Source organism: Herbaspirillum sp. SJZ107, from assembly GCF_006715485.1.
Taxonomy (GTDB): domain Bacteria; phylum Pseudomonadota; class Gammaproteobacteria; order Burkholderiales; family Burkholderiaceae_D; genus Telluria.
Genome location: NZ_VFNH01000004.1, coordinates 293,314 through 318,788, shown reverse-complemented (window position 1 = coordinate 318,788; position 25,475 = coordinate 293,314). Strand labels below are relative to the sequence as shown.

General features: G+C 68.5%; 15 protein-coding genes. 4 read left to right on the top strand and 11 right to left on the bottom strand.

Annotation, left to right across the window (positions count from 1 at the left end; all coding sequences use genetic code 11):
• Position 1: 1 nt before the first annotated feature.
• Entirely contained in the window at positions 2-3,856 is a 3,855-nt protein-coding gene (locus FBX97_RS24430; RefSeq protein ID WP_141837601.1) for an ATP-binding protein, read from the bottom strand.
• 246 nt (positions 3,857-4,102) lie between these two features.
• Between FBX97_RS24430 and FBX97_RS24425 the strand changes: the two genes are divergently transcribed.
• From FBX97_RS24425 to FBX97_RS24415, 3 genes are read left to right on the top strand one after another with little or no spacing between them, the layout of a single operon-like run.
• The gene (locus FBX97_RS24425) at positions 4,103-4,978 is read left to right on the top strand and encodes a phosphate/phosphite/phosphonate ABC transporter substrate-binding protein (protein WP_221631866.1); all 876 of its coding nucleotides are present in this window, start codon (positions 4,103-4,105) and stop codon (positions 4,976-4,978) included.
• A 10-nt stretch (positions 4,979-4,988) separates the two neighbouring features.
• The gene (locus FBX97_RS24420; RefSeq protein ID WP_141837600.1) at positions 4,989-7,832 is read left to right on the top strand and encodes an EAL domain-containing protein; all 2,844 of its coding nucleotides are present in this window, start codon (positions 4,989-4,991) and stop codon (positions 7,830-7,832) included.
• A gap of 14 nt (positions 7,833-7,846) precedes the next feature.
• Positions 7,847-9,052, top strand: a complete 1,206-nt coding sequence (locus FBX97_RS24415; protein WP_141837598.1) for a pyridoxal phosphate-dependent aminotransferase — start codon at positions 7,847-7,849, stop codon at positions 9,050-9,052.
• Positions 9,053-9,169: 117 nt separating this feature from the next.
• Here the strand turns inward: FBX97_RS24415 and FBX97_RS24410 are convergent, their stop codons facing one another.
• The 3 genes from FBX97_RS24410 to FBX97_RS29730 are packed head-to-tail and all read right to left on the bottom strand — an operon-like array spanning position 9,170 to position 12,425.
• Positions 9,170-10,537, bottom strand: a complete 1,368-nt coding sequence (locus FBX97_RS24410) for a hybrid sensor histidine kinase/response regulator (protein ID WP_141837596.1) — start codon at positions 10,535-10,537, stop codon at positions 9,170-9,172.
• An 8-nt stretch (positions 10,538-10,545) separates the two neighbouring features.
• Entirely contained in the window at positions 10,546-12,006 is a 1,461-nt protein-coding gene (locus FBX97_RS24405; protein WP_141837594.1) for an ATPase domain-containing protein, read from the bottom strand.
• Positions 12,006-12,425: a hypothetical protein gene (locus FBX97_RS29730; RefSeq protein WP_185748729.1), complete on the bottom strand. Its 420-nt coding sequence runs from the start codon at positions 12,423-12,425 to the stop codon at positions 12,006-12,008. The genes FBX97_RS24405 and FBX97_RS29730 overlap by 1 nt, the downstream gene beginning before the upstream one ends.
• A gap of 195 nt (positions 12,426-12,620) precedes the next feature.
• On the opposite strand from FBX97_RS29730, the gene FBX97_RS24395 reads away from it, so the two are divergent.
• On the top strand, positions 12,621-14,234 hold the full coding sequence (locus FBX97_RS24395) for a M28 family peptidase (protein WP_141837590.1): 1,614 nt from the start codon (positions 12,621-12,623) through the stop codon (positions 14,232-14,234).
• A 10-nt stretch (positions 14,235-14,244) separates the two neighbouring features.
• Here FBX97_RS24395 and FBX97_RS24390 read toward each other — a convergent pair whose 3' ends face one another.
• The 7 genes from FBX97_RS24390 to smc all read right to left on the bottom strand — a co-directional run bounded on the left by FBX97_RS24390 (position 14,245) and on the right by smc (position 25,454).
• A complete protein-coding gene (locus FBX97_RS24390) occupies positions 14,245-14,733 on the bottom strand; it encodes a hypothetical protein (protein ID WP_141837588.1) in 489 nt (162 codons plus the stop codon).
• Entirely contained in the window at positions 14,730-15,266 is a 537-nt protein-coding gene (def, locus tag FBX97_RS24385) for a peptide deformylase (protein WP_141837586.1), read from the bottom strand. Before def ends, FBX97_RS24390 begins: the two co-directional genes overlap by 4 nt.
• Positions 15,267-15,279: 13 nt before the next feature.
• On the bottom strand, positions 15,280-16,167 hold the full coding sequence (galU, locus tag FBX97_RS24380) for a UTP--glucose-1-phosphate uridylyltransferase GalU (protein ID WP_141837584.1): 888 nt from the start codon (positions 16,165-16,167) through the stop codon (positions 15,280-15,282).
• 30 nt (positions 16,168-16,197) lie between these two features.
• Complete coding sequence (ligA, locus tag FBX97_RS24375; protein ID WP_185748728.1) at positions 16,198-18,555, bottom strand: NAD-dependent DNA ligase LigA; 2,358 nt, start codon at positions 18,553-18,555, stop codon at positions 16,198-16,200.
• A 9-nt stretch (positions 18,556-18,564) separates the two neighbouring features.
• Positions 18,565-19,851, bottom strand: a complete 1,287-nt coding sequence (locus FBX97_RS24370; protein WP_370457337.1) for a cell division protein ZipA C-terminal FtsZ-binding domain-containing protein — start codon at positions 19,849-19,851, stop codon at positions 18,565-18,567.
• A gap of 309 nt (positions 19,852-20,160) precedes the next feature.
• Complete coding sequence (locus FBX97_RS24365) at positions 20,161-21,714, bottom strand: catalase (RefSeq protein ID WP_141837580.1); 1,554 nt, start codon at positions 21,712-21,714, stop codon at positions 20,161-20,163.
• 227 nt (positions 21,715-21,941) lie between these two features.
• Positions 21,942-25,454 carry a chromosome segregation protein SMC gene (gene smc, locus FBX97_RS24360; protein ID WP_141837577.1) on the bottom strand — a complete coding sequence of 1,171 codons (3,513 nt, stop codon included), beginning with the start codon at positions 25,452-25,454 and terminating at the stop codon, positions 21,942-21,944.
• Between the last annotated feature and the right edge of the window lie 21 nt (positions 25,455-25,475).

Genomic DNA, 25,475 nt, shown 5'->3' with positions numbered 1-25,475 from the left:
ATCAAGCGCTGCTGGTCAACGCCAGCCGCTGCTGCATCAGCGTCTCCAGCAGGGCCGCCAGCTCCCCTGCCGCCGGCGGCTTCACCACGTGCGCCGCGAACCCGGCCGCCTGCGAGCGTGCCCGGTCCTCCGGCTGGCCATAGCCGCTGATCGCCACGAAGTCGGTATCGCGGAACGCGCCGCGGCGGCGCAGTTCGGCCGCCAGCGCGTAGCCGTTCAGCCCCGGCAGGCCGATGTCGAGCAGCGCCACCTGCGGCCCCGCTGCGCCGGCCGCGTCGAGACGGTCCGCCAGCGCCAGCGCGGCCTGGGGGTCGGCCAGCGTGGTGACCGTGTGGCCGGCCATGCGCAGCAGCGCGGCGGTGGATTCCAGCACGTCCGGGTTGTCGTCCACCAGCAGCACGCTGCAGCCTGCGGATGACGAAGCCGCCGGGCGCGGCGCGGCGCCGGATGCGGCGGCGGCGGCGCGGTCCTCGATCAGCGGCAGGCGCACCTCGAACCGGCTGCCGTGGCCGGCACCGGCGCTGGCGACGCTCACGCTGCCGCCATGCAGGGCCACGATATCCTTGACGATCGCCAGCCCCAGACCGAGTCCGCCGCGCGAACGGTCCAGCGCCTGCTTTTCCTGGACGAAGCGGTCGAACAGGCGCGGCAGCATGTCGGCGGCGATGCCGATGCCGTCGTCCTCCACCACCAGCACCGCCTCGCCTCCCTCGGCGCGGGCCAGCACGCGGATGCGGCCGCCGTTGTTGGTGTATTTGGCGGCATTGGTGATCAGGTTGGCGATGACCTGGGTCAGGCGCACCGGGTCGCCGTTCAGCGGCAGCCCGTGCGCCGGCACGTCGATGGAGAGCTGGTGGCAGCGTTCGGCCACCAGCGGCGCGCTTGCTTCGGCCGCCAGCGCCACCAGGCGCGCCAGTTCCACCGGTTCCAGCCGCAGTTCCAGCTTGCCGCGTGCGATGCGCGCCACGTCCAGCAGGTCGTCGACCAGGCGCACCAGGTGCTGGGACTGGCGTTCGATGATCGCCAGTTCGCGCTCGGCGCCGGGCAGCCGGCGCATCCGGATCAGCTCGAGCGCGATCAGGATCGGCGACAGCGGGTTGCGCAGCTCGTGGCCGAGCATCGCCAGGAACTCGTCCTTGGCGACGTTGGCGACCTCGGCATCGCGCCGTGCGCGCGCCAGTTCCGTGACTTCGAAGGCGACGATCGCAATGGCCTCGACCTTGCCTTCGGCGTCGAGCAGCGGCTGGTGGACGAAGTCGAAATAGCATTCCTGCAGCACGCCGTCGCGCACCAGGTCGCTGCGCTGCGAGCGGCCCACGTACGGTTTACCGCTGGCGCGCACCTGGTCCAGCCGTTCGAAGGCACCCTGTCCGGCCAGCTCGGGCAGCGCGGCGCGCAGCGGCAGGCCCACCAGCGGACGCGGCCCGACCAGGGCCTGGTAGCTGTCGTTCGCCAGCTCATAGACGTGCTCGGGCCCGCGCAGGATCGCGATCGCGGCCGGCACCTGGCGGAAGATCGCCGCCATGCGGCTGGCCGAGGCGCGCTCGATGGCGCGCAGGCGTGCCCGCATCAGCTGCGAATCGATGCGGGTGAGCAGCTCGCGCGCGGCGAAGGGCTTGACCAGGTAATCGTCGGCGCCCGCTTCCAGCCCTTCGATGCGGGCTTCCTCGCCGGCGCGCGCCGACACCAGCAGCACCGGCGTCTCGGCCAGCCCGGGGTCGGCGCGCAGGCGCGCGATCAGGCCGAAGCCGTCCAGGCCCGGCATCATGACGTCCGAGACGATGATGTCGGGACGTTCGCGGCGCGCGATCTCGAGCGCCTCGATGCCGGTCGCCGCCAGCCGGACCTGCCAGTGCTGGCCGAGCAGGCGCGCCAGGTAGTCGCGCATGTCGGCGTTGTCGTCGGCGATCAGCACGCGCGCCGGCGCCACCCCGGCCGGCAGAGAAAGCACGGCGTCCGTAGCAGGCGCCGCCGCCGGTCCGGCCTCGCCCTGCAGGGCGTCCGGCAGCCAGCGCCCGGCTTCGCTGGTGAAGCTGGCCAGCATGCGCGCATTCGGCGCCGCCGGCGCCACCTCCAGCGGCGTCAGCTGGGCATCCTGCGCCAGCGGCAGCGTCACGGTGAATGCGGTGCCCTGTCCCGGCGTGCTGGCGACGGCGATGCTGCCGCCCTGCAGCTCGACCAGGTCGCGCACCAGCGCCAGTCCGATGCCGGAGCCTTCGTAGGAACGCGAGCGCGCGCCGGCGACGCGCTGGAAGCGCTCGAACACCTTGTCCAGGTGGGCCGCCTCGATGCCGATGCCGCTGTCCGCCACCACCAGGCGCGCCTGCATGCCGTGCTGCTCCAGCGTCACCCGGATGCCGCCCTCGAAGGTGAACTTGAAGGCGTTCGAGACCAGGTTGAGCACGATCTTTTCCCACATCGCGACGTCGACGCGGGCCGGCGGCGCCAGGGGCGCGCAGCGCACCTCGAAGGCCAGGCCGGCGCTTTCGACCACCGAGCGGAAGCCGCTGGCCAGGTCGGCGGTGAGGGCCGCCAGGTCGACGGCGACCACGTCGGCCTCCATCCGCCCGGCCTGCACGCGCGAGAAGTCGAGCAGCGTATTGACCAGCTTTTCCAGGCGCAGCGCATTGCGCCGCACCAGTTCGAAACGGGCGCGCTGGGGCGCCGGCAGCGGCTGGGCGGCGTCCACCAGGCCATCCTCGATCGGCCCCAGCATCAGCGTGAGCGGGGTGCGGAACTCGTGGCTGACGTTGCTGAAGAAATCGGTCTTGGCGCGGTCCAGTTCGGCCAGCATGTCGGCGCGCCGGCGCTGCGCCTCGCTGGCGCCGGCGTTCTGCAGCGCCGCCGTTACCTGGGCCGCGACCATGTCGAAGAAGCTGCGGTAGTCGGCGTCGAGGCGGCGCACCGGGCTCACCGCCAGCACCAGCACCCCGAGCGGGCCTGCCGCGCCCTGGGCCGCCAGCGGCAATGCCAGCGCCTGCCCCACCGGCTTGCCGGCCAGGCCCGGCGGGATGCCTTCGATCCCGTCGAGCGCCACCGGCACCGGCCGGCCCAGCGCAATGGCTTGCGCAACGCCGAAACGGTCGCCGCCGCCATCGCATGCGATCGCCGCCGGCGCCAGCCCGGCCGGCAGGCCGGCCGCCTGCGCCAGCCGCGCCGTACGCACCGGCCCCGCCGCCTCCATGTCGGCGGCATCGGTCAGGTACAGCAGGGCGAACGGCAGGTCGGCCGGGTTGTCGGCCAGTGTGGTCACCGCGGTGGCGGCGGCCGCCAGCACGGTCTGCTGGCGCAGCGCATCGGCGGACAGGCGCGACAGCGTGGACAGGCGGCGCGCATTCAGGGTACTGGCACTGAGTTCGGACGAGGGGCAGAACAGGCCGCCGACGCGGCCGGCCTCGTCGACGATCGGGCTGTACGAGAACGAGTACCAGGTCTCTTCGAGGAAGTCGCCGCGCAGCATGAACAACTGCACGGCGTCGACGAAGGTCGATTCGGCGCGCTGGAACACCTTGTCGGCCAGCGGGCCGCACACGTCCCAGATCTCGCTCCAGACCTCGGCCGCGGGGCGCCCCAGCGCCCACGGGTGCTTGGCGGCGCCGAGCACGTCGATGTAGGCGTCGTTGTACAGGAAAGTGGCTTCCGGTCCCCAGCCGATCCACATCGGGTGGCGCGCATTCAGGATCAGGCTGACCGCGGTGCGCAGGCTTTGCGGCCAGGATGCGAGCGGACCGAGCGGCGTGGCCGACCAGTCGAAACGCAGGATCAGGCCCCCGAGCTCACCCGGGGCCGCCAGGAAATGCAGGGCCGTGCCTGACCCGTCGCTGTCCGCCTCGCCGGCGCCGTCATCGATCCCCATCCCTGCTCCCTGTCTTGTCGTTGTCCTGGATCGCCTGCGACTTTAGCACGTCCGTTCTTTCCGGTCATGCCCAATTCATATGTTTCTGGGGCCAGGAAGTGTTGTATGGATGTCGCTAACGCCTGGAGGTTTCGGTAAATTCGTCAATTTCCCTAAGGCGAAACTTATTGCATTCTAGAAATATGCTATATTGGTTCCTCTTATCCGGCCCACGCCTGTGCCGGCCCGGCCTTACGCAACCAGATCATGACCATCTTCCATTACGCCAGCCGGGTCCGCGCCCTGCTCTGCATCGCCTGCACGGTCGCCGCCATGCCGGCCTGCGCCGCCGCGCCCCAGGCAGCCGGTTCGCACACCTATAATTTTTCGCCCGTCAACCAGTGGAACCTGCAGGTCTCGGCCAGCTACTGGAACCCGATCATCCGCTACGTGTCCGCGCGCAGCGGCGTACACCTGAACCTGAAACTGGGCCGCACGTCGGCCGACACCACCAGCTACGTGCTGGCGCGCGAAGTCGACTTCGCCTTCACCAACCACCTGTTCAGCCCCGATCGCCAGAAGATGGGCTGGACCGTGTTCGGCCGCCGCAACGCGCCGCCGGTGCAGGGCCAGCTGGTGGTGCCGGCCGATTCGCCGATCCGCGACATCCGCGACCTGGCCGGCGGTGCCGTCGCCTTCCCCGGTCCCGAAGCCCTGGTCGCCTACAAGACCACCTACGCCCAGCTGCTGCGCAAGCACATCCCGGTGACGCCCGTATTCACCGGCAACCACGACGCCGCCTTCACCCAGCTCCTGGCCGGCAAGGTCAAGGCGGTCGGCGCCAACTCGCAGCTGGTGGCCAACTGGAGCGCGCGCGAAGGCAATGCCTTCCGGGTGCTGTGGAGTTCAGCCCCGTTCAACGAGCTGGCGCTGATGGCGTCCCCGCGCGTGCCGGCCGACGAGGTGCGCGCCGTGGCCCGTGCCTTCCTGACCATGCACCTGGACCCGGAAGGCCGCAAGATCCTGGCCGCCAGCTCCGAGCTGGTGCACGCGACGGAGCCGACCTCCTTCGTCGCCGCCAGCGACGCCGACTACGCCAGCTACCGCGCGTTCTACGCGGACGCGCCGGCCAACCTGCGCTGAGCCGAGACCGATGACGCGCCTGCCGCACCTGCTGCCACGCTCCCTGATGGGACGGATCTTCGCCGTCTTCAGCCTGACCATGCTGGTCTTCCTGGCCGGCGGCCTGGCGCTGTTCTACCGCTACCAGTTCCTGCAGCACATCGAGGAAACCCAGGACAGCGCCATGACCCTGGTCGAAGTGGCGGCCCAGACCATCGAGGACAGCGCGGTGATCGGCGACTACGACACCGTCAGGCGCACGCTCAGCAAGATGCTGGTGCAGTCGCCGTTCAAGAGCGCCGAGTTCCTCGACGTGGCCGGCGGCCGCATCCGCCTCGAAGCGCCGCCGCTGCCGCCGTCGCAGGCGGCGCCGGACTGGATGCGCGGCCTGGTCGCCGAAAAGCTGTACGACGTCAACCGCGTCGCCAACGTCGGCGGCAAGGATTACGGCGTGGTGCGCCTGTCCTTCGACGAGCGCAAGCTGGCTGCCCAGATGTGGGCCATGGTGGCGGAAACCTCGGCCCTGGCGCTGATCGTGTTCGCGGTCAGCCTGGCGCTGATGCGGACCCTGCTGCGGCGCTGGCTCGACAATCTCGGGCGCCTGCGCTCCTTCGAGAACGACGTCGCCGCCGGCCGCATCACGGCCGCGGCGGCGCTGCATGCCGACGCCCCGAGCGAGATCCAGGAAGCGATCCAGGCCGTCAACCGCAGCGCCGACAGCCTGCGTGCCCAGTTCGGCCAGCGCATCGACGCGCTGATGAACTCCCTGATGCAGCACAAGAGCGCGATGGACCAGGCGGCGATCGTGTGCGAGGTCGACACCGGCGGGCGCATCGCCGAGGTCAACGAGCTGTTCGTGGCCAACAGCGGCTTCACGCGCGCCGAGCTGGTCGGGATGCCGCTGGGCGCGGTCGGCCGGCCGGCCGATCCCGACCATGCCTGGCAGCCGGGCCCGCAGGTGTGGAACGGCGAGGTCGCGCTGGCCGGACGCAACGGCGTGCGCCAGTGGCGCCGCACCATCGTGCCGATGTTCGAGGGCGAACGCATCGAACGCTATATCTGCATCGACATCGACATCACCGAGCGCAAGGAATTCGAGCGCGCGATCGTGGAAAACGCCAAGCGCCAGACCCTGATCGCGGAACTCGGACGCAAGGCGCTGGCCGACAACGATCTCGACGAGCTGTTTGCCGAAGCCGCCGAAGCCGCCGCGCGCGGCCTCGGCACGCCCGGCGCCGCGCTGTTCGAGGCCGCCGGCGACGGCAGCGTGCTGCTGCGCGCCGCCGCCGGCCGCCTGGCCGGGGCCGAGGGCCAGCACCTGGCCGCCGCTGCTCTGCTGCCGCAGCCGCACGACCTGCCGCTGCGCCCCTGGATGGCGCCGCTGGCCGAGCAGCATGGCCTGGAACGCGGCCTGGACGCCTGCATCGGCAGTGCCGAGAACCCGTTCGGCCTGATCGGCGTGTACGACGACGGCCTGCGCCATTTCGGCCCCGACGATGCCACCTTCCTGCGCGGGATCGGCAACATCCTGGCCACCGCCATCGAGCGCCGCGATGCACGCAACCGCCTGACCTACCTGGCCCAGTACGATCCGCTCACCAGCCTGCCGAACCGGCGCCACCTGGCGCTCGGCCTGGAACAGGCGCTGGCGCGCGCCAGTGCGCAAGGGCGCCGGGCGGCGGTCATGTTCATCGACCTCGACCGCTTCAAGAACGTCAACGACATGCTCGGCCACGGCGTCGGCGACCAGCTGCTGGTGCAGGCCGCCGCCCGCCTGCAGGCCTGCGCGCGCGAAGGCGAGCTGGTGGCGCGCCTGGGCGGCGACGAGTTCGCGGTGGTGCTGCCGGACGTCAGCGGCGACGACGACACGGCCGCGCTCGCCGCCGAGATCATCCAGTCGCTGGCCCAGCCCTTCTACCTGCAGGGCCAGCAGCTGTTCGTCTCGGCCAGCGTCGGCATCGCCAGCTACCCGGAACACGGCGACAATGCCGAGATCCTGCTGAAAAGCGCGGACACGGCGATGTACGGCGCCAAGAACGACGGCCGCAACACCTACCAGTTCTTCGCCCGGGCGATGCACGAGAACGCGGCGCTGCGCCTGCAGACCGAGGCCCAGCTGCGCCAGGCGCTCGAGCGCGGCGAATTCCTGCTGCACTACCAGCCCAAGCTCGACCTGGCCGGCGCTACCGTCAGCGGCTTCGAAGCCCTGCTGCGCTGGAACCACCCGCAGCGCGGGCTGGTGCCGCCGCTGGAATTCATCTCGATCCTGGAGGACACGGGCCTGATCCTGCCGGTCGGCGAATGGGTGATCGGCGAAGTCTGCCGCCAGCTCAAGGCCTGGCAAGCCGACGGCCTGCCGCTGGCGCCGGTGGCGATCAACCTGTCGGCGCGCCAGCTGCAGCAGGACGACCTGGCCGGCGCCATCGAACGTATCGTGGTCGGCGCCGGGGTCGAGCCGACCCTGCTCGAATTCGAGCTGACCGAATCGATGCTGATGACGAATCCGGAAGCGGCGGTCGAGACCCTCTCGCGCATCAAGGCGCTCGGGATGCGCCTGTCGGTCGACGATTTCGGCACCGGCTATTCGAGCCTGGCCTACCTGAAGCGCTTCCCGCTGGACGCGCTGAAGATCGACCGCACCTTCGTGCGCGACCTGCCGCACGACAGCGACGACGCGCTGATCACCAAGGCCGTGATCCGGCTGGCCCACAGCCTGAACCTGAAGGTGGTGGCCGAGGGCGTGGAAAATGTCGAGCAGATCCGCGAGCTGGAGAAATACGATTGCGACGAGATCCAGGGCTATTACGTCAGCCGTCCGCTGCCGGCGCAGGGGGCCGCCGCCATGCTGGTCGACAAGCAGGTGGCGCCGGTATGAGATAAAATCACGGGATGTCTTCCAACGATCCAGGTAACAAACTTGCGCGCGCCCTGCAGGTCGCCGGCCGCGTCGACGCCATCGAACCCTTCCGCGTGATGGAAATGGTCAAGGCCGCCGCGGCGATGACGCGCGCCGGCCGCGACGTCATCAGCATGAGCGTCGGCGAACCCGATTTCACGGCCCCCGACGTGGTCGCCAGCGCGGCAATGGCGGCGATCCAGGCCGGCAGCACCCAGTACACCGAGTCGCTCGGCCTGCCGGCGCTGCGCGAAGCGATCTCCGGCTGGTACGCCAGCCATTGGGGCCAGGACGTCGATCCGCGCCGCATCGTGATCACCGCCGGCGCCTCGGCCGGCCTGCTGCTGGCCTGCGCCGCGCTGGTCGACGAGGGCGACGAAGTCCTGATGCCGGACCCGTGCTACCCCTGCAACCGCCATTTCGTCACCAGCTTCGGCGGCAAGCCGGTGCTGGTGCCCTCCGGTCCCGAGTCGCGCTACCAGCTCACCGCCGACCACCTCGAGCGCCACTGGAACGAACGCACGCGCGGCGTGATCGTCGCCTCGCCCTCGAACCCGACCGGCACCGCAATGACGGCGGCGCAATCCGCGGCGCTGCTGGCCGGCGTGCGTGCACGCGGCGGTTTCGCCATCGTCGACGAGATCTACCAGGGCCTGTCCTACGGCGAGCGCCCGACCAGCGCCCTCGCCTTCGGCGACGACATCATCACCGTCAACAGCTTCTCCAAGTATTTCAGCATGACCGGCTGGCGCCTCGGCTGGCTGGTGGTGCCGGAAGCGCTGGTGCCGACCGTCGAGAAGCTGGCCCAGAACCTGTTCATCTGCGCCCCCACCATCGCCCAGCATGCGGCGCTGGCCTGCTTCACGCCGGAAGCGATCGCCATCTTCGAAAGCCGCCGCCTGGAATTCCAGCGCCGCCGCGACTTCCTGGTGCCGGCGCTGCGCGAGCTCGGCTTCCAGGTGCCGGTGCTGCCGGACGGGGCGTTCTATGTATATGCCGACATCGGCGCGCTGGCGCACCCGGATGCCGGCGACAGCACGGCGTTCGGGATGGCGGTGCTGAAGGATGCCGAAGTGGCGATCGTGCCGGGCGACGATTTCGGGTTCGCGGCGCCGAAGCGGCATGTGCGGTTTTCGTATGCCGCCAAATATGAGCGGATCGAGCAGGCAGTGGAACGCTTGGCAAAGCTGCTGGCTTAGTTCGCCCAAAAACCGTCGCCCCTGCGCAGGCAGGGGCCCAAGTCCCAGGCGTTTCGACAGCGCGTGCCACTTGGGCCCCTGCCTTCGCAGGGGCAAAGTGCATCAGCCAACGAAAAACTAGGCCAGCTCGGCAATCACATCCCGCAAGCTGGCCGCCGCCACCGGCTTCACCAGGTAGCGGTCGAACCCGGCCGCCAGCCCGCGCGTGCGGTCGTCGTCCTGCCCGTACCCCGACAGCGCCACCGCGAACGGATGCGTCCCGCGCTCCGCCGCGCGCACCGCGCGCATCAGGTCCAGCCCGTCCATGCCGGGCAGCCCGACGTCGCAGATGATCACGTCCCAGGCGCCGTCCAGCGCCGCCGCCAGGCCGGCGTGGCCGTCGTAGGCGCAGCGCACCTGGTGGCCTTCGGACGCCAGGAAACCGGCCAGCATGTCGCAGGCGTCGACGTTGTCCTCGACCAGCAGGATGTTCAGCGCAGTGCGGCGCGCCGGCGCCTTTGCCGGCGCCTGCGTGCCGACCGTGCCGCTGGAACGCGGCAGGCGCACCGTGAAGCGGCTGCCCTGCCCCAGCCCGGCGCTGTCGGCGCGGACCGTCGCGCCGTGCATGGCGAGCAGGTTGCGCACCACGTTCAGGCCGACGCCGAGGCCGCCCTCGGAGCGCGCCAGCGAGCGCGGCCCCTGGGTGAACAGGTCGAAGATGTGCGGAATTACCTCGGGCGCCATGCCGATGCCGTCGTCTTCCACCACCACCAGCGCCTGCCCGGCGTCCAGCGACGCCGTGACCCGCAGCGTGCCGCCGTCGCCGGTGTACTTGGAAGCATTGCCGATCAGGTTGGTGAACACCTGGATCAGGCGCACCCGGTCGCCGTCGACCACGGCGCCGTCGGCGCCCGGCGCCAGCGTCAGCTGCAGCTGCTGGCACCGTTCCTGGATGCGCGGCTGGATCGTCTCGACCGCGTGCTGCAGCAGTTCCGCCAGCGGCAGCGGCTCGACCGACAGCGTGATCTTGCCGCTGCTGATGCGCGCCGCATCGAGCAGGTCGTCGAGCAGGCGCGCCATGTGGTCGACCTGGCGCCCGATCACGCGCGCCAGGTTGGCCAGCTGCGGCGTCGCGTTCGGCACGGTACCCAGCAGCGAAGCGGCCATGCTGATCGGCGACAGCGGATTGCGCAGCTCGTGGGCCAGCATCGCCAGGAACTCGTTCTGGCGGCGGTTGGCCGCTTCCGCGTCCTCGCGCAGGTGTTCGGCGTTGAAAGTGGCCAGCACCAGGTGCTCGTTGGCTTCGCGCAGCAGGGCCACCCCGGCTTCCATCGCCTGCCGTTCGCGCGCCTGCTGGCGGGCCTGCTCGCGCGCCACGGCCAGTTCTTCCTCGAGGACGCGAATCCGTTGCAGCAAATAAGCGTCTTGGGCAACCCCGGACTGGCGACCCTGCTCGTCGAAGGAACGCTGCTCGGAGGCGCCCTGTTGTTCCCGGTAGGTTCCCATCGTCGTCCTTATTTGCGTGGCGGGCGCGGCGTCGGCCAACCGGTCAGCATGCGGTCGTAGGGCACGGCGCGGTCCTCGACCTCGATCCCGGCGTCGGTGATGCGGTAGGCGCGCAATTCGTTGCTGTGGGCGCTGCCGCGTACCTTCACCACGGTCATGAACTTGCACAGCCGGCCTTCGACTTCGGCAAAGCGCATGGCCAGTACCGCATCGGCCAGGAAGCACAGGTTGTCGAAGCTGAAGCGCATGTCGGGCTGGTTGTCCTCGAAGCCGGCCGTGACCAGCACGCTCACCCCGCGCCCGGCCAGCAGCGCCAGCGTGCGGAACACGGTCAGGCGCAGGTCATGGCGGAATTCCGGCGCCAGGTACAGGCCGATCTCGGACAGCGAATCGATCACGACGCGGGTGGCGCCGGTACGCTCGATGGTCTCGGCCAGCTCGTCGAGCAGCTCTTCCACGGTCAGCGCCAGCGAACGCGGTTCGATCACGCTCACCTTGCCGGCGCGCGCCATCTCGATCAGCGCGGCATTGTGCAGGCGCGCCGTGTGCTTTTCGAAGTACATGGCAATGCCATGCTCGCCGCGTTCGGCGCCGGCGCTCAGGAAGTGGGTGCCGAGGATGGTCTTGCCGATGCCGGTGGGGCCGGTCGCCAGGATCGTATGCCCCTGCGGCAGGCCGCCGTGCAGCAGCTCGTCGAGGCCGGCCACGCCGGTCGGGATGCGGCGCGGATCGCGCTCGATCGCGCTGTAGGCGCCCGGTACCCCGGCCAGCAGGCGCGGATAGATGCGGATGCCGTCGTCGCTGATGCGCATCGTGTGCGAACCGGCCATGTGGGCCTGGCCGCGCATCTTGATTACCCGGATCTTGCGCACCACCACGTCCTCGTGCAGGTTGTGCGACAGCGCCACCATGCCGTCGGCGACCGTGATGATCGGATTGGCCTCGACGTCGGCCTGCGTGTACTCGCCGATCAGGAAGGTGGTGGCCTGCCACATCGCCATGCGCGAGCCGAGTTCCTGGATGAAGTGCTGCAGGTCCCACAGGCCCTGGTTGCCGCTGCGCGCGGTCTGCACCACCGAGCGGAAGGAGTCGACGAACACCAGGCCCGGCGAGAAATCCTCGACTTCGCGCATGATGCGCTCCAGCACCCCGCTGAAATCGCCGGCACGCAAATCGTCGGCCAGGTTCACGTAACGGATGCTGGTGCCGACCTTGTCCATGTCGAAGAACGAGAACTGCTGCTGGTAGCGCAGCATCTTGAGCGGCGGTTCGCCCAGCACGGTAAAGAACAGGGCACGCCGCTCGGGGTTGGCGAGCGCAAACATGATCTGGTGCGCCAGCGTGGTCTTGCCGCTGCCGGGCGCGCCGGCAATCAGCGTGAACGAAAATTCGGTTAGTCCACCCCCGAGGAGAACGTCGAGCCCGGGCACGCCGGTACTGAGTTTTCCCAAGGTTACTTTCTCGCTCATTACTTGTGCTCCTGTTGATTCTGTTGCTGCTCGTCTCCAGCCGTGCTTTCCGCCAGCAGGCGCGCGGTCAGCGCCGGGCCGATCAGGGCGCCGAGCTGACGGGTAAAGGTGCCCATCAATGCCTCGTGCGCGGCGCTCGCCGCGGCGGCGTCGGCACCCGCCAGGTCGCTTTCCAGTGCCGCCAGCAGCGCGGCGCCGGTCTGGCGCGACGCGTCCACGCTCAGCCACGGCCAGGCCGGCGCCACCAGGCGCAGCGTACGGCCGAGCAAGGCGCCGAAACCGTTGTCGCCGATTAGCGGTACGAGTTGCCGGCTCAAGCGCGACCAGGTCTGCACGGGCAGCAACCCATGCGCGGCGCACGGAGCGTCCGAAGCCATGCCGGCGTCAGGCGACGGCGCGCGGTAGTCGTGTTTGTCCATTCAGGAGTTTCGGGATCGGGTTCTTATGCCATGCAATGCCGCCACCAGGCGGCGTCCGTTGCGCCATTATAGCTTGAGTCCGAAATGTGTATTTTTTTTAAAAAGTGTTAATAAGTACATGCGACTGCCAGGTAGCGCTACAGCGCCGCGCCCGATGCTAAGATCGCACGGTTTATCACTCATCCACCCCGTTCCATGCCCCTTCCTTCCCCCCGCGCCTGCCGCGCGCTGCTGGGCGCCGCCCTGCTGTCCGGCGCCGTATCCGCCCAGACTGTCGCCGAAGCGCCGCTGCGCGCCCACCTTGCCTTCCTGGCCGACGACCTGCTCGAAGGCCGCGGCACCGGCCAGCGCGGCGGCCAGCTCACCGTCCGCTATCTCGAGACCCAGGCCGCGGCGCTGGGCCTGAAGCCGCTGGCACAGGGCTACCGCCAGAAGGTCGAGCTGGTCGGCCAGAAAACCCTGCCCGGCAGTACCCTGCGCTTCGACGCCGGCGCCAAACAGCTGGCTGCCGCCTTCGGCCGGGACGCCGTGTATGCCAACGCCAATGGCCGCGCCGACAGCGCCATCGCCGCCCCGGTGCTGTTCGTCGGCTACGGTATCGACGCCCCCGACCAGAACTGGAACGATTTCGCCGGCGCCGACGTCAAGGGCAAGCTGCTGGTGGCAATGGTCAACGACCCGCAGCCGACCGCCGCCGAACCGGAGCGCTTTGCGGGCAAGTCGCTCACCTGGTACGGACGCTGGACCTACAAGTTCGAGGAAGCCCTGCGCCAGGGCGCGGCCGGCATCCTGCTGATCCACACCGCGGCGTCCAGTTCCTACCCGTGGAGCGTGCCGGCCAACAGCTTCGGCCACGAGCAGTTCCACCTGGACGGCCCCGGCAACGCGCTGCAGGGCTGGATCAGCGAAGACTTCGCGCGCACCCTGTTCGCCGCCGCCGGCCAGGACCTGGACCGCCTGCGCGCCGCGGCCGAGGTACGGGGCTTCAGGCCGGTGGCCCTGGACGTGCAGGCACACGCCGCGGTGAAAAGCGCGGTGCGCCGGCTCACCGAGTACAACGTGGCGGGCATGGTGCCGGGCAGCGATCCGAAGCTGGCCGCCGAAGCCGTGATCTATTCAGCGCACTGGGACCACCTGGGCATCGACGAGCAGAACGGCAAGCCGGACCACATCTGGAACGGCGCCATCGACAACGGTTCCGGCACCGCCGCCCTGCTCGCCATGGCCCAGGCCGCGGTGGCCCATCCGGCCAGGCGCACCCAGATCTTCCTGTGGCCCTGCGCCGAGGAGCAGGGTTTGCTGGGCAGCCTGGCCTGGGTGCGTGCGCCCTTGTGGCCGCTGGCCAGGACCGCGGCGGACCTGAACCTGGACAGCATGAACTTCGTCGGCCGCACCCGCGACATCGGCGTCGCCGGCGCCGAGCGCAGCTCGCTGTACGCGGCCTCGGCGCAGGTGGCGAAGTCGATGGGCCTGGCACTGGCGGCGCCGACGCCGGACCTGGGCGGCGCCTACTTCCGCGCCGACCACTTCAGCTTCGCCAAGGCGGGCGTACCAGCCTTCAACGTGGGCTCGGCGGTGTTTTCCGGCGACGGCAGCTTCGCATTCGAGCACCCGCAGGGGGCAGTCGAGAAGATGCGGGCGTTCACCCGGGATTATCACCAGGTGAGCGACCAGTACGATCCGTCCTGGGACCTGTCGGGGATGGTGCAGCAGGCGCAGTTCACGCTGAACCTGGGGTATGCGGTGGCGAATGCGCCGGCCATGCCCGCGTGGAAGGCGGGCGAGGCGTATGGAAAGGTGAAGCGGTAAGGCCGGCTGGTTAGAACAACTTGATCTTCAACTGTACCGAAATCCCGCCATACAAGCGGTCCTTGTAGCTCGGGATGATGCCGACGTTGATGCCGACCCGCTTGTAATCGTAGGTCAGCGTCGGGATCGCCGCCGGGAACCAGCCGCCGTCGCGCATGTGCGGGTAGCCGTCGAAGGCGGCCAGCGCGGCGCCCACGCGCACCGGGCCGAGGGCCCAGGGCTGCCAGATCACGCCGGCGTAGTTGGACCATTGGCGGTCGCTGTTGTAGAAGCGGCCGGCAGTGGCCGCCATCGTGCCCGAGAAACGGTATTCCGCGCCCAGGCCGTAGTTGTTGCCGTTCAGGTCCTTGTCACGGTCGAAGTGCCAGGTGGCGAAGCCGCTGTCGACCCACAGCTCGCTTTTCGGCTCGGCTTCGATCCAGGTGAAGGGGTTGTCGGCATGCGCCAGCGGCGCCAGCGCGGCCAGCACCAGCGCCGCGGTCAGGGGTAAACGTTTCAATCGTCGGCCTTCGGGTCAAGATGCGGGAACATCACTTCGGTGAAGCCGAAGCGCGAGAAGTCCTTGATGCGCATCGGGTACAGGATGCCCAGCAGGTGGTCGACTTCGTGCTGCACCACGCGTGCATGGAAACCATCGACGTCGCGGGTGATCGGTTTTCCATATTGATCGACCCCTTCGTAATGCAGGCGCGTATGACGGGGCACGCTGCCGCGCAGGCCCGGCACCGACAGGCAGCCTTCGAAGCCCTCTTCCATCTCGTCCGACAAGGGTGTCAGGACGGGATTGATCAATACCGTCTCCGGCACTGCCGGCGCGTCAGGGTAGCGCTGGTTTCGGCCGAAGCCGAAGATCACCAGCTGCAGGTTGACGCCGATCTGCGGCGCCGCCAGGCCGGCGCCGTCGACCGCGTGCATGGTCTCGAACATGTCGGCGACCAGCGCGTGCAGCGCCGGCGTGTCGAACTCGGTGACGGGTTCGGCCACGCGCAGCAGGCGCGGGTCGCCCATCTTCAGGATGTCGCGGATGGCCATCTCGATTGCTCGCTTAGTTAGTGTCGGCGCACAGCTGCTTCAGGAACTCGGAATAGCCTTCGGCGGTCTCGGGGTGCTTCATGCCGATCGCGGCGGTGGCTTTCAGGTAACCGAGCTTGGAACCGCAATCATAACGCTGTCCGGCGTAGCGGTAGGCCAGCACGCGTTCGCGCGCCATCAGGGAGGCGATGCCGTCAGTCAGCTGGATCTCGCCGCCGGCGCCCTTGCCGATGGTGGCCAGGTGGTCGAAGATCGAACCCGACAGCACGTAGCGGCCGACCACGGCCAGCGTCGACGGTGCGTCCTCCGGCTGCGGCTTTTCGACGATGCCCGACACCAGCTCCAGGTCCGGACGGTAGGCGCTGGCGCTGACGATGCCGTACTGGCGCGTGTGCGCGCGCGGCACGTCCTGCACCGCCAGCACGCTGCACTTCTCGTAGGTGTACAGGTCGGTCATCTGGGCCAGCACCGGCTTGTGGCCGGGCGCGCTGTCCATGAAGTCGTCGGCCAGCAGCACGGCGAACGGGTCGTTGCCGATCACCGGACGCGCGCACAGCACCGCATGGCCCAGGCCCAGCGGCGCCGACTGGCGGATGTAAATGCAGTTCACGTGCTTCGGGATCACGCCGCGCACCAGTTCCAGCAGCGCCGCCTTGCCGGCCGCTTCCAGTTCGGATTCGAGTTCGTAGGCGGTGTCGAAATGGTCTTCGATGGCGCGCTTGTTGCGGCCGGTGATGAACACCATCTCGGTGATGCCGGCGGCGACCGCTTCCTCGACCGCGTACTGGATCAGCGGCTTGTCGACGATCGGCAGCATTTCCTTCGGCTGCGCCTTGGTGGCAGGCAGGAAACGGCTGCCGAGACCGGCGACTGGAAATACGGCTTTCTTGATTACGGTCATTCTTTATCCCTAGTTAATGAAATGTTTGCGTCAATTTGTCGTGGCGAGCAGCGCGAGCAGCCCGGCTTCGTCGAGCACGGTGACGCCGAGGCTTTCCGCCTTTTCTAGTTTGCTGCCGGCCTCGGCGCCGGCGACCACGTACGAGGTCTTCTTCGACACCGAGCCGGACACCTTGCCGCCAGCCTGTTCGATCAGCGCGCCGGCGGCGTCGCGCGACATCGTCGGCAGCGTCCCGGTCAGCACGAAGGTCTTGCCGGCCAGCGGACCGGCAACTTCAGGTGCGGTGTCCTGCGGCAGCAGGTCGAGCAGCTCGCGCCGCAGCGCGGCCAGCGCGGTGATGGCGTCGCGGTTGGCCGCCTCCCCCATCCACGTCTCGAGCGAGGCCACCAGCGGCGCCGGCAGGCCGAACACGCTGAAGATGCGCAGGTGTGCCAGCTCGTCCAGCGTGCGGTCTTCCAGCAGCTGGCGCGCGCGCGGCTCGGTCAGCTTGGGAATGCCGAGGGCGGCCAGCAGCTGCACCTCGTCGAGTTTTTCGCGCAGCTGGGCGCGCGGCGGGTGTTCGCCCTGGGGCGCCACGCCGGCCGCCAGCAGCGCATCGAGCGCCTGCTGGTTCTTCGGCTCGGCGAAGAACTCGGCGATCGCTTCGGCCACGGTGCCGCCGATGTCGGGCAGCACGCGCAGCAGCGCGGCCGGCGCACGGCGCACCAGCGCCAGGCTGCCGAGCCAGTCAGCCAGGGTCTTGCCGGTGCTTTCGCCGACGTGGCGGATGCCGAGCGCGAACAGCAGGCGCTCGAGCGGCGGACGCTTGCTGGCCTCTATTGCTTGAAGCAGATTATCGGCCCACTTGGTGGCCACCTTGCCGGCCTTGACCGTCTCGGGCGTCGTGCCGTCGCGTTCATCGGCCAGGCGCTTCATCTTGAGCAGGTCGTCCAGCGTCAGCTTGTACAGGTCGGCCACGCCGTGGATCAGGTTCGATTCGACCAGGCTGTCGATGTAGCGGTCGCCCAGGCCCTCGATGTCCATCATGCGCCGGCCCGCAAAATGCCGGATCGCTTCCTTGCGCTGGGCGGCGCAGGTCAGGCCGCCGGAGCAGCGCGCCACCGCCTCGCCCTCCTCGCGCACCACATGCGAGCCGCATACCGGGCAGGTGGCCGGCAGCGTGTACACCGGCGGCGCCGGCACCGGGCGCCGTTCCAGCAGCACCGACAGCACTTCCGGGATCACGTCGCCGGCACGGCGCACGGTGACCGTGTCGCCGACGCGCACGTCCTTGCGCCGCACTTCGTCCTCGTTGTGCAGGGTCGCGTTGGTGACGGTGACGCCACCCACCGACACCGGCGTCAGACGCGCCACCGGCGTGATGGCGCCGGTGCGGCCGACCTGGACGTCGATCGCCTGCACGGTGGTCAGCGCTTCCTCGGCCGGGAACTTGTGGGCCAGCGCGAAGCGCGGCGCGCGCGACACGAAGCCGAGCTGGCGCTGGTCCTCGATGCGGTCGACCTTGTAGACCACGCCGTCGATCTCGTAGGGCAACTTGCTGCGCTCCCTGCCGATGGCGCGGTAGTAGCCGAGCAGGCCTTCGCAGCCGCTCACCACCGCGCGCTCCTTCGACACCGGCAGGCCGAGACGGTCGAACCAGTCCAGCACCCGCGAATGCGACTCGGGCATGGCGGCGCCTTCCAGTACGCCGATGCCGTAGGCGAAGAAGCGGAGTTTACGCTGCGAGGTGATGCGGGCGTCGAGCTGGCGCAGGCTGCCGGCGGCGGCGTTGCGCGGGTTGGCGAATTCCTTCTGGCCGGCGTCGCGCTGGCGCCCGTTCAGGCGTTCGAAGTCGTCCTTGAACATCAGGACTTCGCCGCGCACTTCCAGCACGGAAGGGATATTGTCGCCGTGCAGGCGCAGCGGGATCACGCGCACGGTGCGGATGTTGGCCGAGACGTCCTCGCCGGTAAAGCCGTCGCCGCGGGTGGCGGCCTGCACGAACACGCCGTTCTCGTAGCGCAGGCTGATGGCCAGGCCGTCGAATTTCAGTTCGGCCGCATACGCGACCTGGGCGCCCGGATTCAGGTCCAGGCCTTCGCGCACGCGGCGGTCGAAGTTGTCGATGTCCTCGTCGGCGAAGCCGTTGTTCAGCGACAGCATCGGCAGCGCATGCGTGACCTGGCGGAATTCGGGAATCGGCGCGGCGCCGACGCGGGTGGTCGGCGAATCGACGGAAGCCGCTTCCGGATGCGCCGCTTCCAGCGCCTGCAGTTCGCGGAACAGCTTGTCGTACTCGGCGTCCGGGATCGTCGGCGCGTCGAGCACGTGGTAATTATAGATATGGCGGTTCAGTTCCTCGACCAGCCACTTCATGCGCGACAGGTCGTCAGCTTGGGTCTCGCTCATGCACTGACCTCAGCTGAACAGGCGCAGGGCGCGCGTGGAACCGGCCGGGATGTCGGCCGCGTCCATCTCCTGGTAGAACTCGCGCACCTGGCCGGCGATCTCTTCCAGCGTGGCGTCGGGCAGCGGCTGGTCGAAATCGTCGACGATGGCGCCGTCCAGGCGCAGCTCGAGCGTCTTGGCGCAGGCCACCATGCGGCCGAAACCGTCCTTGGCCGGGGCGACGCAGGGTACGTCGAGCAGCAGGGTCAGGCGCGAGGTGGTATCGGCGCCCAGCGTGACGTTGGTCGACAGCGTGAACAGCACGTTCTTGCCTTCGTCGGGCATGACGAAGCGGCCGTCCGGACGCACGTCGAAACCGGCGTTCTCGAGGGCGCCGATCAGGGTCGACATTGCCCACGGCGCACCCTTCGAGGCCAGATTCACGCCCAGCTGGGCATCGTGGCCGGCGACGAAGCGGTGCAGGTTCCTGGCTTCGCTCATCACTTCGATCATGTCCGGCACTTCCGGCTCGGCACCGATCTCGTCGGCCACCGCGCGCAGGCGCGTGACCATTTCCGAATATTCGAGTTCGTTCAGCGCGGTGGTGCGGGTGGCCAGCTGGACGCCGGCCTGCAGCTTGGTGTACACGCCGCCATGGACGATCGGCTCCCAGTCGCCGCTCACGGCCAGGCCGACGTAGTGGACCGGCTTGTTGCCGACGCGGCGCAGCTTGAGCAGCGCCGGCAGGATGCGCTCGCCGCGCAGCGCGCCTTCGGGGGTCATCGGAATCAGGCAATCGATCAGCGGATCGACCAGGGTCTCGGCAGGCTGCGGCGGCAGCGGCGGTGGCGGCGCAAGCGGGGCGCCGGCCAGCGGGGCCAGCGTTTCGGCGGTATCCGGCGAGGCGGCGGGCGACCCGGCGGCCGGCGACCCGGCGGCCGGGGCCGCGGCTGCCTGGATAGGCGCCGGGGCTGCCGGTGCGGCAGCGGCCGCAGCATCGGGAACGTGTACCACCGGCTCGGCCAGCGCGTCGGCGCCCGGCGCCAGGCCATGCAGTTGCGGTTCCGGTGCCGTGACCGCAGCATCGAGACCGGCGTCGAGCACCGGCTCGTGGCGCTCGATCGGGTCGCGACTGAGCGGGGCCACGGGGTCGGGTTCGGCCGGCGTGCGGCTCGGCGCCGCGCCGCTGCGCATCAGCACATCATCATGATCCGACGAAAAAGCGCGCTCCACGCTCTTGCGGGCCTTGTACTCCTGCCACTTGTTGTAACCGATGACGCCGGCGACGAAGACGCCGCTGGCTGCGATCAGGCTCATTTGTAAATCTGTCATGCTGCTTGTGCCTCGGATGCAATATGTTCGGCGCGCCGACCGCCTGCCAGCGCGAAAAGGACCTCAGGGTAGCATGAAGGCAAGAATATACGCAGCAGCGCACTACCGGAACAGCCGGTGCGGCCGCTGCCATGTGCCTTGCATGCCCGGCGCGCGGCCCGCATGCCAAAATGTCCATAAAGTCAAGATGATACCAGCCGGGTCGAAAAAAACAAAAGCCACCCCGCGGGGTGGCTTCGGCGGGCGGGTCGGGACCCGCCCGTTGGCACGGCAACTGGGTGCCGCGGCAGTCGCTTATTCCTTCAGCGCGGCAGCCAGCGGGGCAATCTTGTCGCCGCTGACGCCGACGGCCTGCGCCAGGCGCTTGCCGTAGTCGGCGTCGGCTTTCCAGAAGTGGGACAGCATGGTGAACAGGGTGTCCTGGTTCTTCACGCGCTTCAGGTCGCCGGACAGGTTGACGATCAGGTCATCGCGGTCCTGGCTGCTCAGCGAGCGGTAGAAGTCACCGGCCTGCTTGAAGTTCAGCGTCTTGGCGATACGCTGCTGCTGGGTGGTGCCGGTCAGCGGCAGCTGGCTGCTGCGCGCATTCGGATCCTCGACCAGCGCGCCTTCCAAGCGGCTCGGCTGGTAGTTCACGTGGCCGGTGCGGCCCGAGATGTTGGCGGCGCCATCCTGGTGGTTGTTCATGACCGGCACCAGCGGACGGTTGATCGGCAGCGACTGGAAGTTCGCGCCCAGGCGGTGGTGCTGGGTGTCGATGTACGAGAACAGGCGGCCCTGCAGCATGCGGTCTTCCGACGCTTCGATGCCCGGCACCAGGTTACCCGGGGCCATCGCGACCTGCTCGGTGGCTTCGAAGAAGTTGTCCGGGACCTTGTTCAGCACCATGGTGCCGATCTTGCGCTCCGGTACGCCCGGCCAGACCTTGGTCGCGTCCAGCGGATCGAAGTCGAACTTGTTCATCTCCTTCGGGCGCAGGATCTGCACGACCAGATCCCATTTCGGGTAGGCGCCCTTGGTGATCGACTCATACAGGTCGGTCGTGGCATGGCTGGTGCTCTTGGCCTGGACCGCGGCGACTTCCATCGGGCGCAGGTTGCGCTCGCCCTGCTGCGACTTCCAGGCGAACTTGGCGTACACGTACTCGCCCTTGGCATTGACCAGCTTCAGCGCGTGGACGCTGCTGCCGTTCATTTCGCGGTAGCTCGCCGGCGTGCCGTAGTTCGAGTACACACGGGTCAGCATCTGGGTCGATTCCGGGATGTGCGAGAAGAAGTCGAACACGCGCTCCGGCTCCTGCACGTTGGTGACCGGGTCCGGCTTGAGCGCGTGGATCATGTCCGGGAACTTGATCGCATCGCGGATGAAGAAGATCGGCAGATTGTTGCCGACCAGGTCCCAGTTGCCTTCCTGGGTATAGAACTTGGTGGCGAAGCCGCGCGGGTCGCGCGTGGTCTCGGCGCCCGAACGGCTCGGGATCACGGTCGAGAAACGCACGAACACCGGGGTCACGGTGCCCTTGACGAACAGCTTGGCCTTGGTCAGGTCGGACAGGTCGTCGGTGGTGGTGAAGCTGCCGTGGGCGCCGGTACCGGTTGCGTGCACGACGCGCTCGGGAATGCGCTCGCGGTCGAAGCGCTGCAGTTTCTGCACCAGGTGCACGTCCTGCAGCAGGGTCGGACCGTTGGGGCCGGCCGTCTGGCTGTTCTGGTTGTCGCCGACCGGCGCACCGTTATCCTTGGTCAGCACCTGCTGTGCCTGCACGCCCTGCGCCAGCGCCAGCACGCCGGCAGTCACGGTCAGTGCGCACACACTGGCGCGGCCGAAAGAGATATTGAAGCTTCCCATATATGTTACCTATTGAAACTGTAGAAGGAATAGTTATCCTAGTCTCAATCTTTACATTTGGAAAATTAATTATCTCAATAGGTCCGATAGTCATGCACTTTATTTGTGCAAATGTGTTTCAATTTTTGTTAAATCAAGGGCGTCCTGCACCGGGATAGGGCAGGCAGCTTGAATCGGGGGAAATCGCGCAACGTGGCAGCGAACCGCCTGCAGGAGGGAGGATGAACTCAGGCGGCAGCCAGGTCGGCCGCCGCTTCCATGTCGACGGCCACGATGCGCGACACGCCCTGCTCCTGCATGGTCACGCCGATCAGCTGGTTCGCCATCTCCATCGCGATCTTGTTGTGCGAGATGAAAAGGAACTGGGTGTGGTCGGACATGCGCTTGACCATGCGGCAGAAGCGCTCGGTATTGGCGTCGTCGAGCGGCGCGTCCACCTCGTCCAGCAGGCAGAACGGCGCCGGATTCAGGCGGAACATCGAAAACACCAGGGCGGTAGCGGTGAGCGCCTTTTCGCCGCCGGACAGCAGGTGGATGGTGGCGTTCTTCTTGCCGGGCGGCTGGGCCATCACCTGCACGCCGGCGTCGAGGATCTCGTCGCCGGTCATCACCAGCTTTGCCGTGCCGCCGCCGAACAGGATCGGGAACAGTTCCGAGAAATGGCCGTTGACGCGATCGAAGGTGTCCTGCAGCAGGTCGCGCGATTCACGGTCGATACGCCCGATCGCGCCTTCCAGCGTACCGATGGCTTCCTGCAGGTCGTTGTTCTGCGCATCGAGGAAGCGCTTGCGCTCGGTGGCCTGGGCCAGTTCTTCCACCGCCGCCAGGTTCACCGCGCCGAGCGCGTTGATGGCGTTCGTCAGGCGCGTCACCTCGCCCTGCAGGTAGGACGGCTTCATCTCCGGATCGAGCTTTTGCGCGAGTTCCGATTCGACCGCGCCGGTGGCGCGCAGCGCTTCGTCGAACTGCTCCTGGTTCAGGCGCGCGGCCTGTTCCTTCAATTGCATCTCGGTGATGCGATCGCGCTGCGGCTGCAGGCTGCGCTCGGCGCTCATGCGCCCTTCTTCCAGTTGCCTGAGCTGCTGGGTCAGCTGGTCGAGTTCGTGGCGGGCGTCGGACAGCGCCCCCTCCTGCTCGGTGCGGCGCGCCAGTAGCGCCTGCAGGCCTTCGGCGGCGGCGCCGGATTCCAGCGATGCCAGCTCCAGCCTGGCCGCGCCGATGGTCTCGCCGACGCTGGCCGCCTGCTGCGATGCGGTGGCGATGGTGCGGCGCAGCTCGTCGATGCGGGCGCGCCCGGTCTTTTCGGCGAAGCCGGCTTCCTGGGCCGCGCGTTCCAGCTCGCGCAGGCGTTCGCGCGCTTCGTTCAGGGCGCGCTCCTTGTCCTGGAAGGCGGTCTGGCCATCCTCGTGCGCGCCCTGCAGCTCGGCCAGTTCCATGTCGAGCATCTCGAATTCGGCCTCGGCCTCCGCGCGGGCCTGGCGCTGCTCGGCTTCCTGGAGCGCGATCTCGTCGAGGTCCGCCGCGATCTGGCCGCTCCTCTGGTTCAGGCGCGCCTCGGCTTCGCCCTGCCTGACCACCTCGATCTGCAGCGCATGGGTCTCGCGCTGCAGCGTGGCCACGCGCTGGCGCCCATCCTGCAGGCGGCGCTGCAGTTCGCCCACCGCGGCGTCGGCGCGCGTGCTGCGGGTGCGTGCCTCGTCCAGCAGCAGCGCCTGGGCGCGCAGCTGTTTGCCGATGTTGTCGATCTCGTGCTGGCGTGCCAGCACCCCGTCCTGCTCGGCATCTGCGGCGTAGAAGCGCACGCTGGAACGGCTGACGATGTGGCCGTTCGGGGTGACGAACAGGCCGCCCTCGGGCAGGCGCGCGCGCTGGGCCAGCGCCGTGCCCGGATCGTCGGCGGCGTACACGCCCCACAGCCAGTCGTCGAGCAGGCCGCGCAGGCCGGGGTCGTTCAGCTTGAGCAGCGACGCGAACGGTTTCAGGCCGTGGTGGTCCGGCTGCGCCGGGGCACCGGGCGCCGGCGTGTAGACCGCCATCCGCGCCGGCGGGGCGTCGCCGAAGAAGCCGCGCGCCCAGTCCAGGTTCGAGATTTCGAGCGCGCCGGTACGTTCGCGCAGCACCGATTCCAGCGCCGTTTCCCAGCCGGTTTCGATGTCGAGCTTTTCCCACAGGCGCGGCAGTTTATCCAGTTCGTGCTTCTGCAGCCAGGGCTGGACCTTGCCCTGGGTCTGCACGCGTTCCTGCAGCTGGCGCAGCGCCGCCAGGCGCGCTTCCAGCTTGGCGTTGGCGGCCGCTTCGGCCTGCGCGCCGGCATGGGCCTGGCGCCGCTCTTCCTCGACCGCCTGCTGGCGCGCGGCGGCTTCTTCCAGCATCAGGGTCTGCTCTTCCAGCTGCAGCTGTTTTTCCTCCAGCTGCATCCGCAGGTTGTCTAGGTGGCCGGCGTCCGGCAGGTCGATGCCGGCGCGTTCCTGCTGCAGGCGCTCGCGCCGCGTCGCCAGCGTGGCCAGGATGCTCGCGGCATTGCGCCCGTGCGCTGCGGACAATTCGATGCGCTGCTGGACCTGCATGATGCGGGCGCGCGATTCGGTCGACTGGTTCTGGGCCGCGCGCCAGGCGGCGTCGAGTTCGGGCAGGCGCTCGTTCTGGGCTTCCACCGCAATCTGCGCGCCTTCCACGCGCGCCGCCAGCTCTTCCAGGCGGAACTCGCCTTCCTCGATCTGTTCCTGCAGCTCGGCGGCCTGGTTCTGCCACTGCTCGCGCTGGGCAGTCAGAGTGCCGATCTGGTTCTGCAGGCGCGTGCGCGACTCGAGCACGAACTTGATCTGCGCCTCCAGGCTGCCGATCTCGGAATTGGTCTGGTACAGCGCGCCCTGGGCCGTGTGCAGCCTGTCGCCGGTGGCGAAGTGGGCCTGGCGCAGGCGCTCCAGCTCGAGTTCGTGGTTGCGCAGCTGCGCGGTCTGCGCCTCCAGCCCGGTCTGGGCCTGCTCCATCTCGAGGAACCAGCGCGCCTGCTCGGCCTTGGCTTCGTTCTTGCGCAGCAGCCAGAGCAGCTTCTGCTTTTCTTCCTGGTCCGACTGCAACTGCTTGAAGCGGTTGGCCACTGCGGCCTGCGCTTCCAGCTTTTCCAGGTTGGCGTTCAGTTCGCGCAGGATGTCTTCCACCCGCACCAGGTTTTCGCGGGTGTCGGCCAGGCGGTTTTCGGTTTCGCGGCGGCGTTCCTTGTACTTGGAGACGCCGGCGGCTTCTTCCAGGAACACGCGCAGCTCTTCCGGGCGCGATTCGATGATGCGCGCGATCATGCCCTGGCCGATGATGGCGTAGGCGCGCGGGCCGAGGCCGGTGCCGAGGAAGATGTCCTGGATGTCGCGCCGCCGTACCGGCTGGCCGTTGATGTAATAAGTCGAGGTGCCGTCGCGCGTGAGGGTGCGCTTGACCGCGATCTCGGCGTACTGCCCCCACTGCCCGGCCGCCTTGCCGGCGCTGTTGTCGAACACCAGCTCGACCGAGGCGCGCCCGGCCGGCTTGCGGTGGGTCGAGCCGTTGAAGATCACGTCCTGCATCGATTCGCCGCGCAGCTCGGATGCCTTGGATTCGCCCAGCACCCAGCGTACGGCGTCGATGATGTTCGATTTGCCGCAACCGTTGGGGCCGACGACGCCCACGAGCTGTCCCGGCACCTGGAAATTGGTGGGATCGACGAAAGACTTAAATCCCGACAATTTAATGGAGGAGAGACGCACGTTCGCTACGCTGGATGGGGT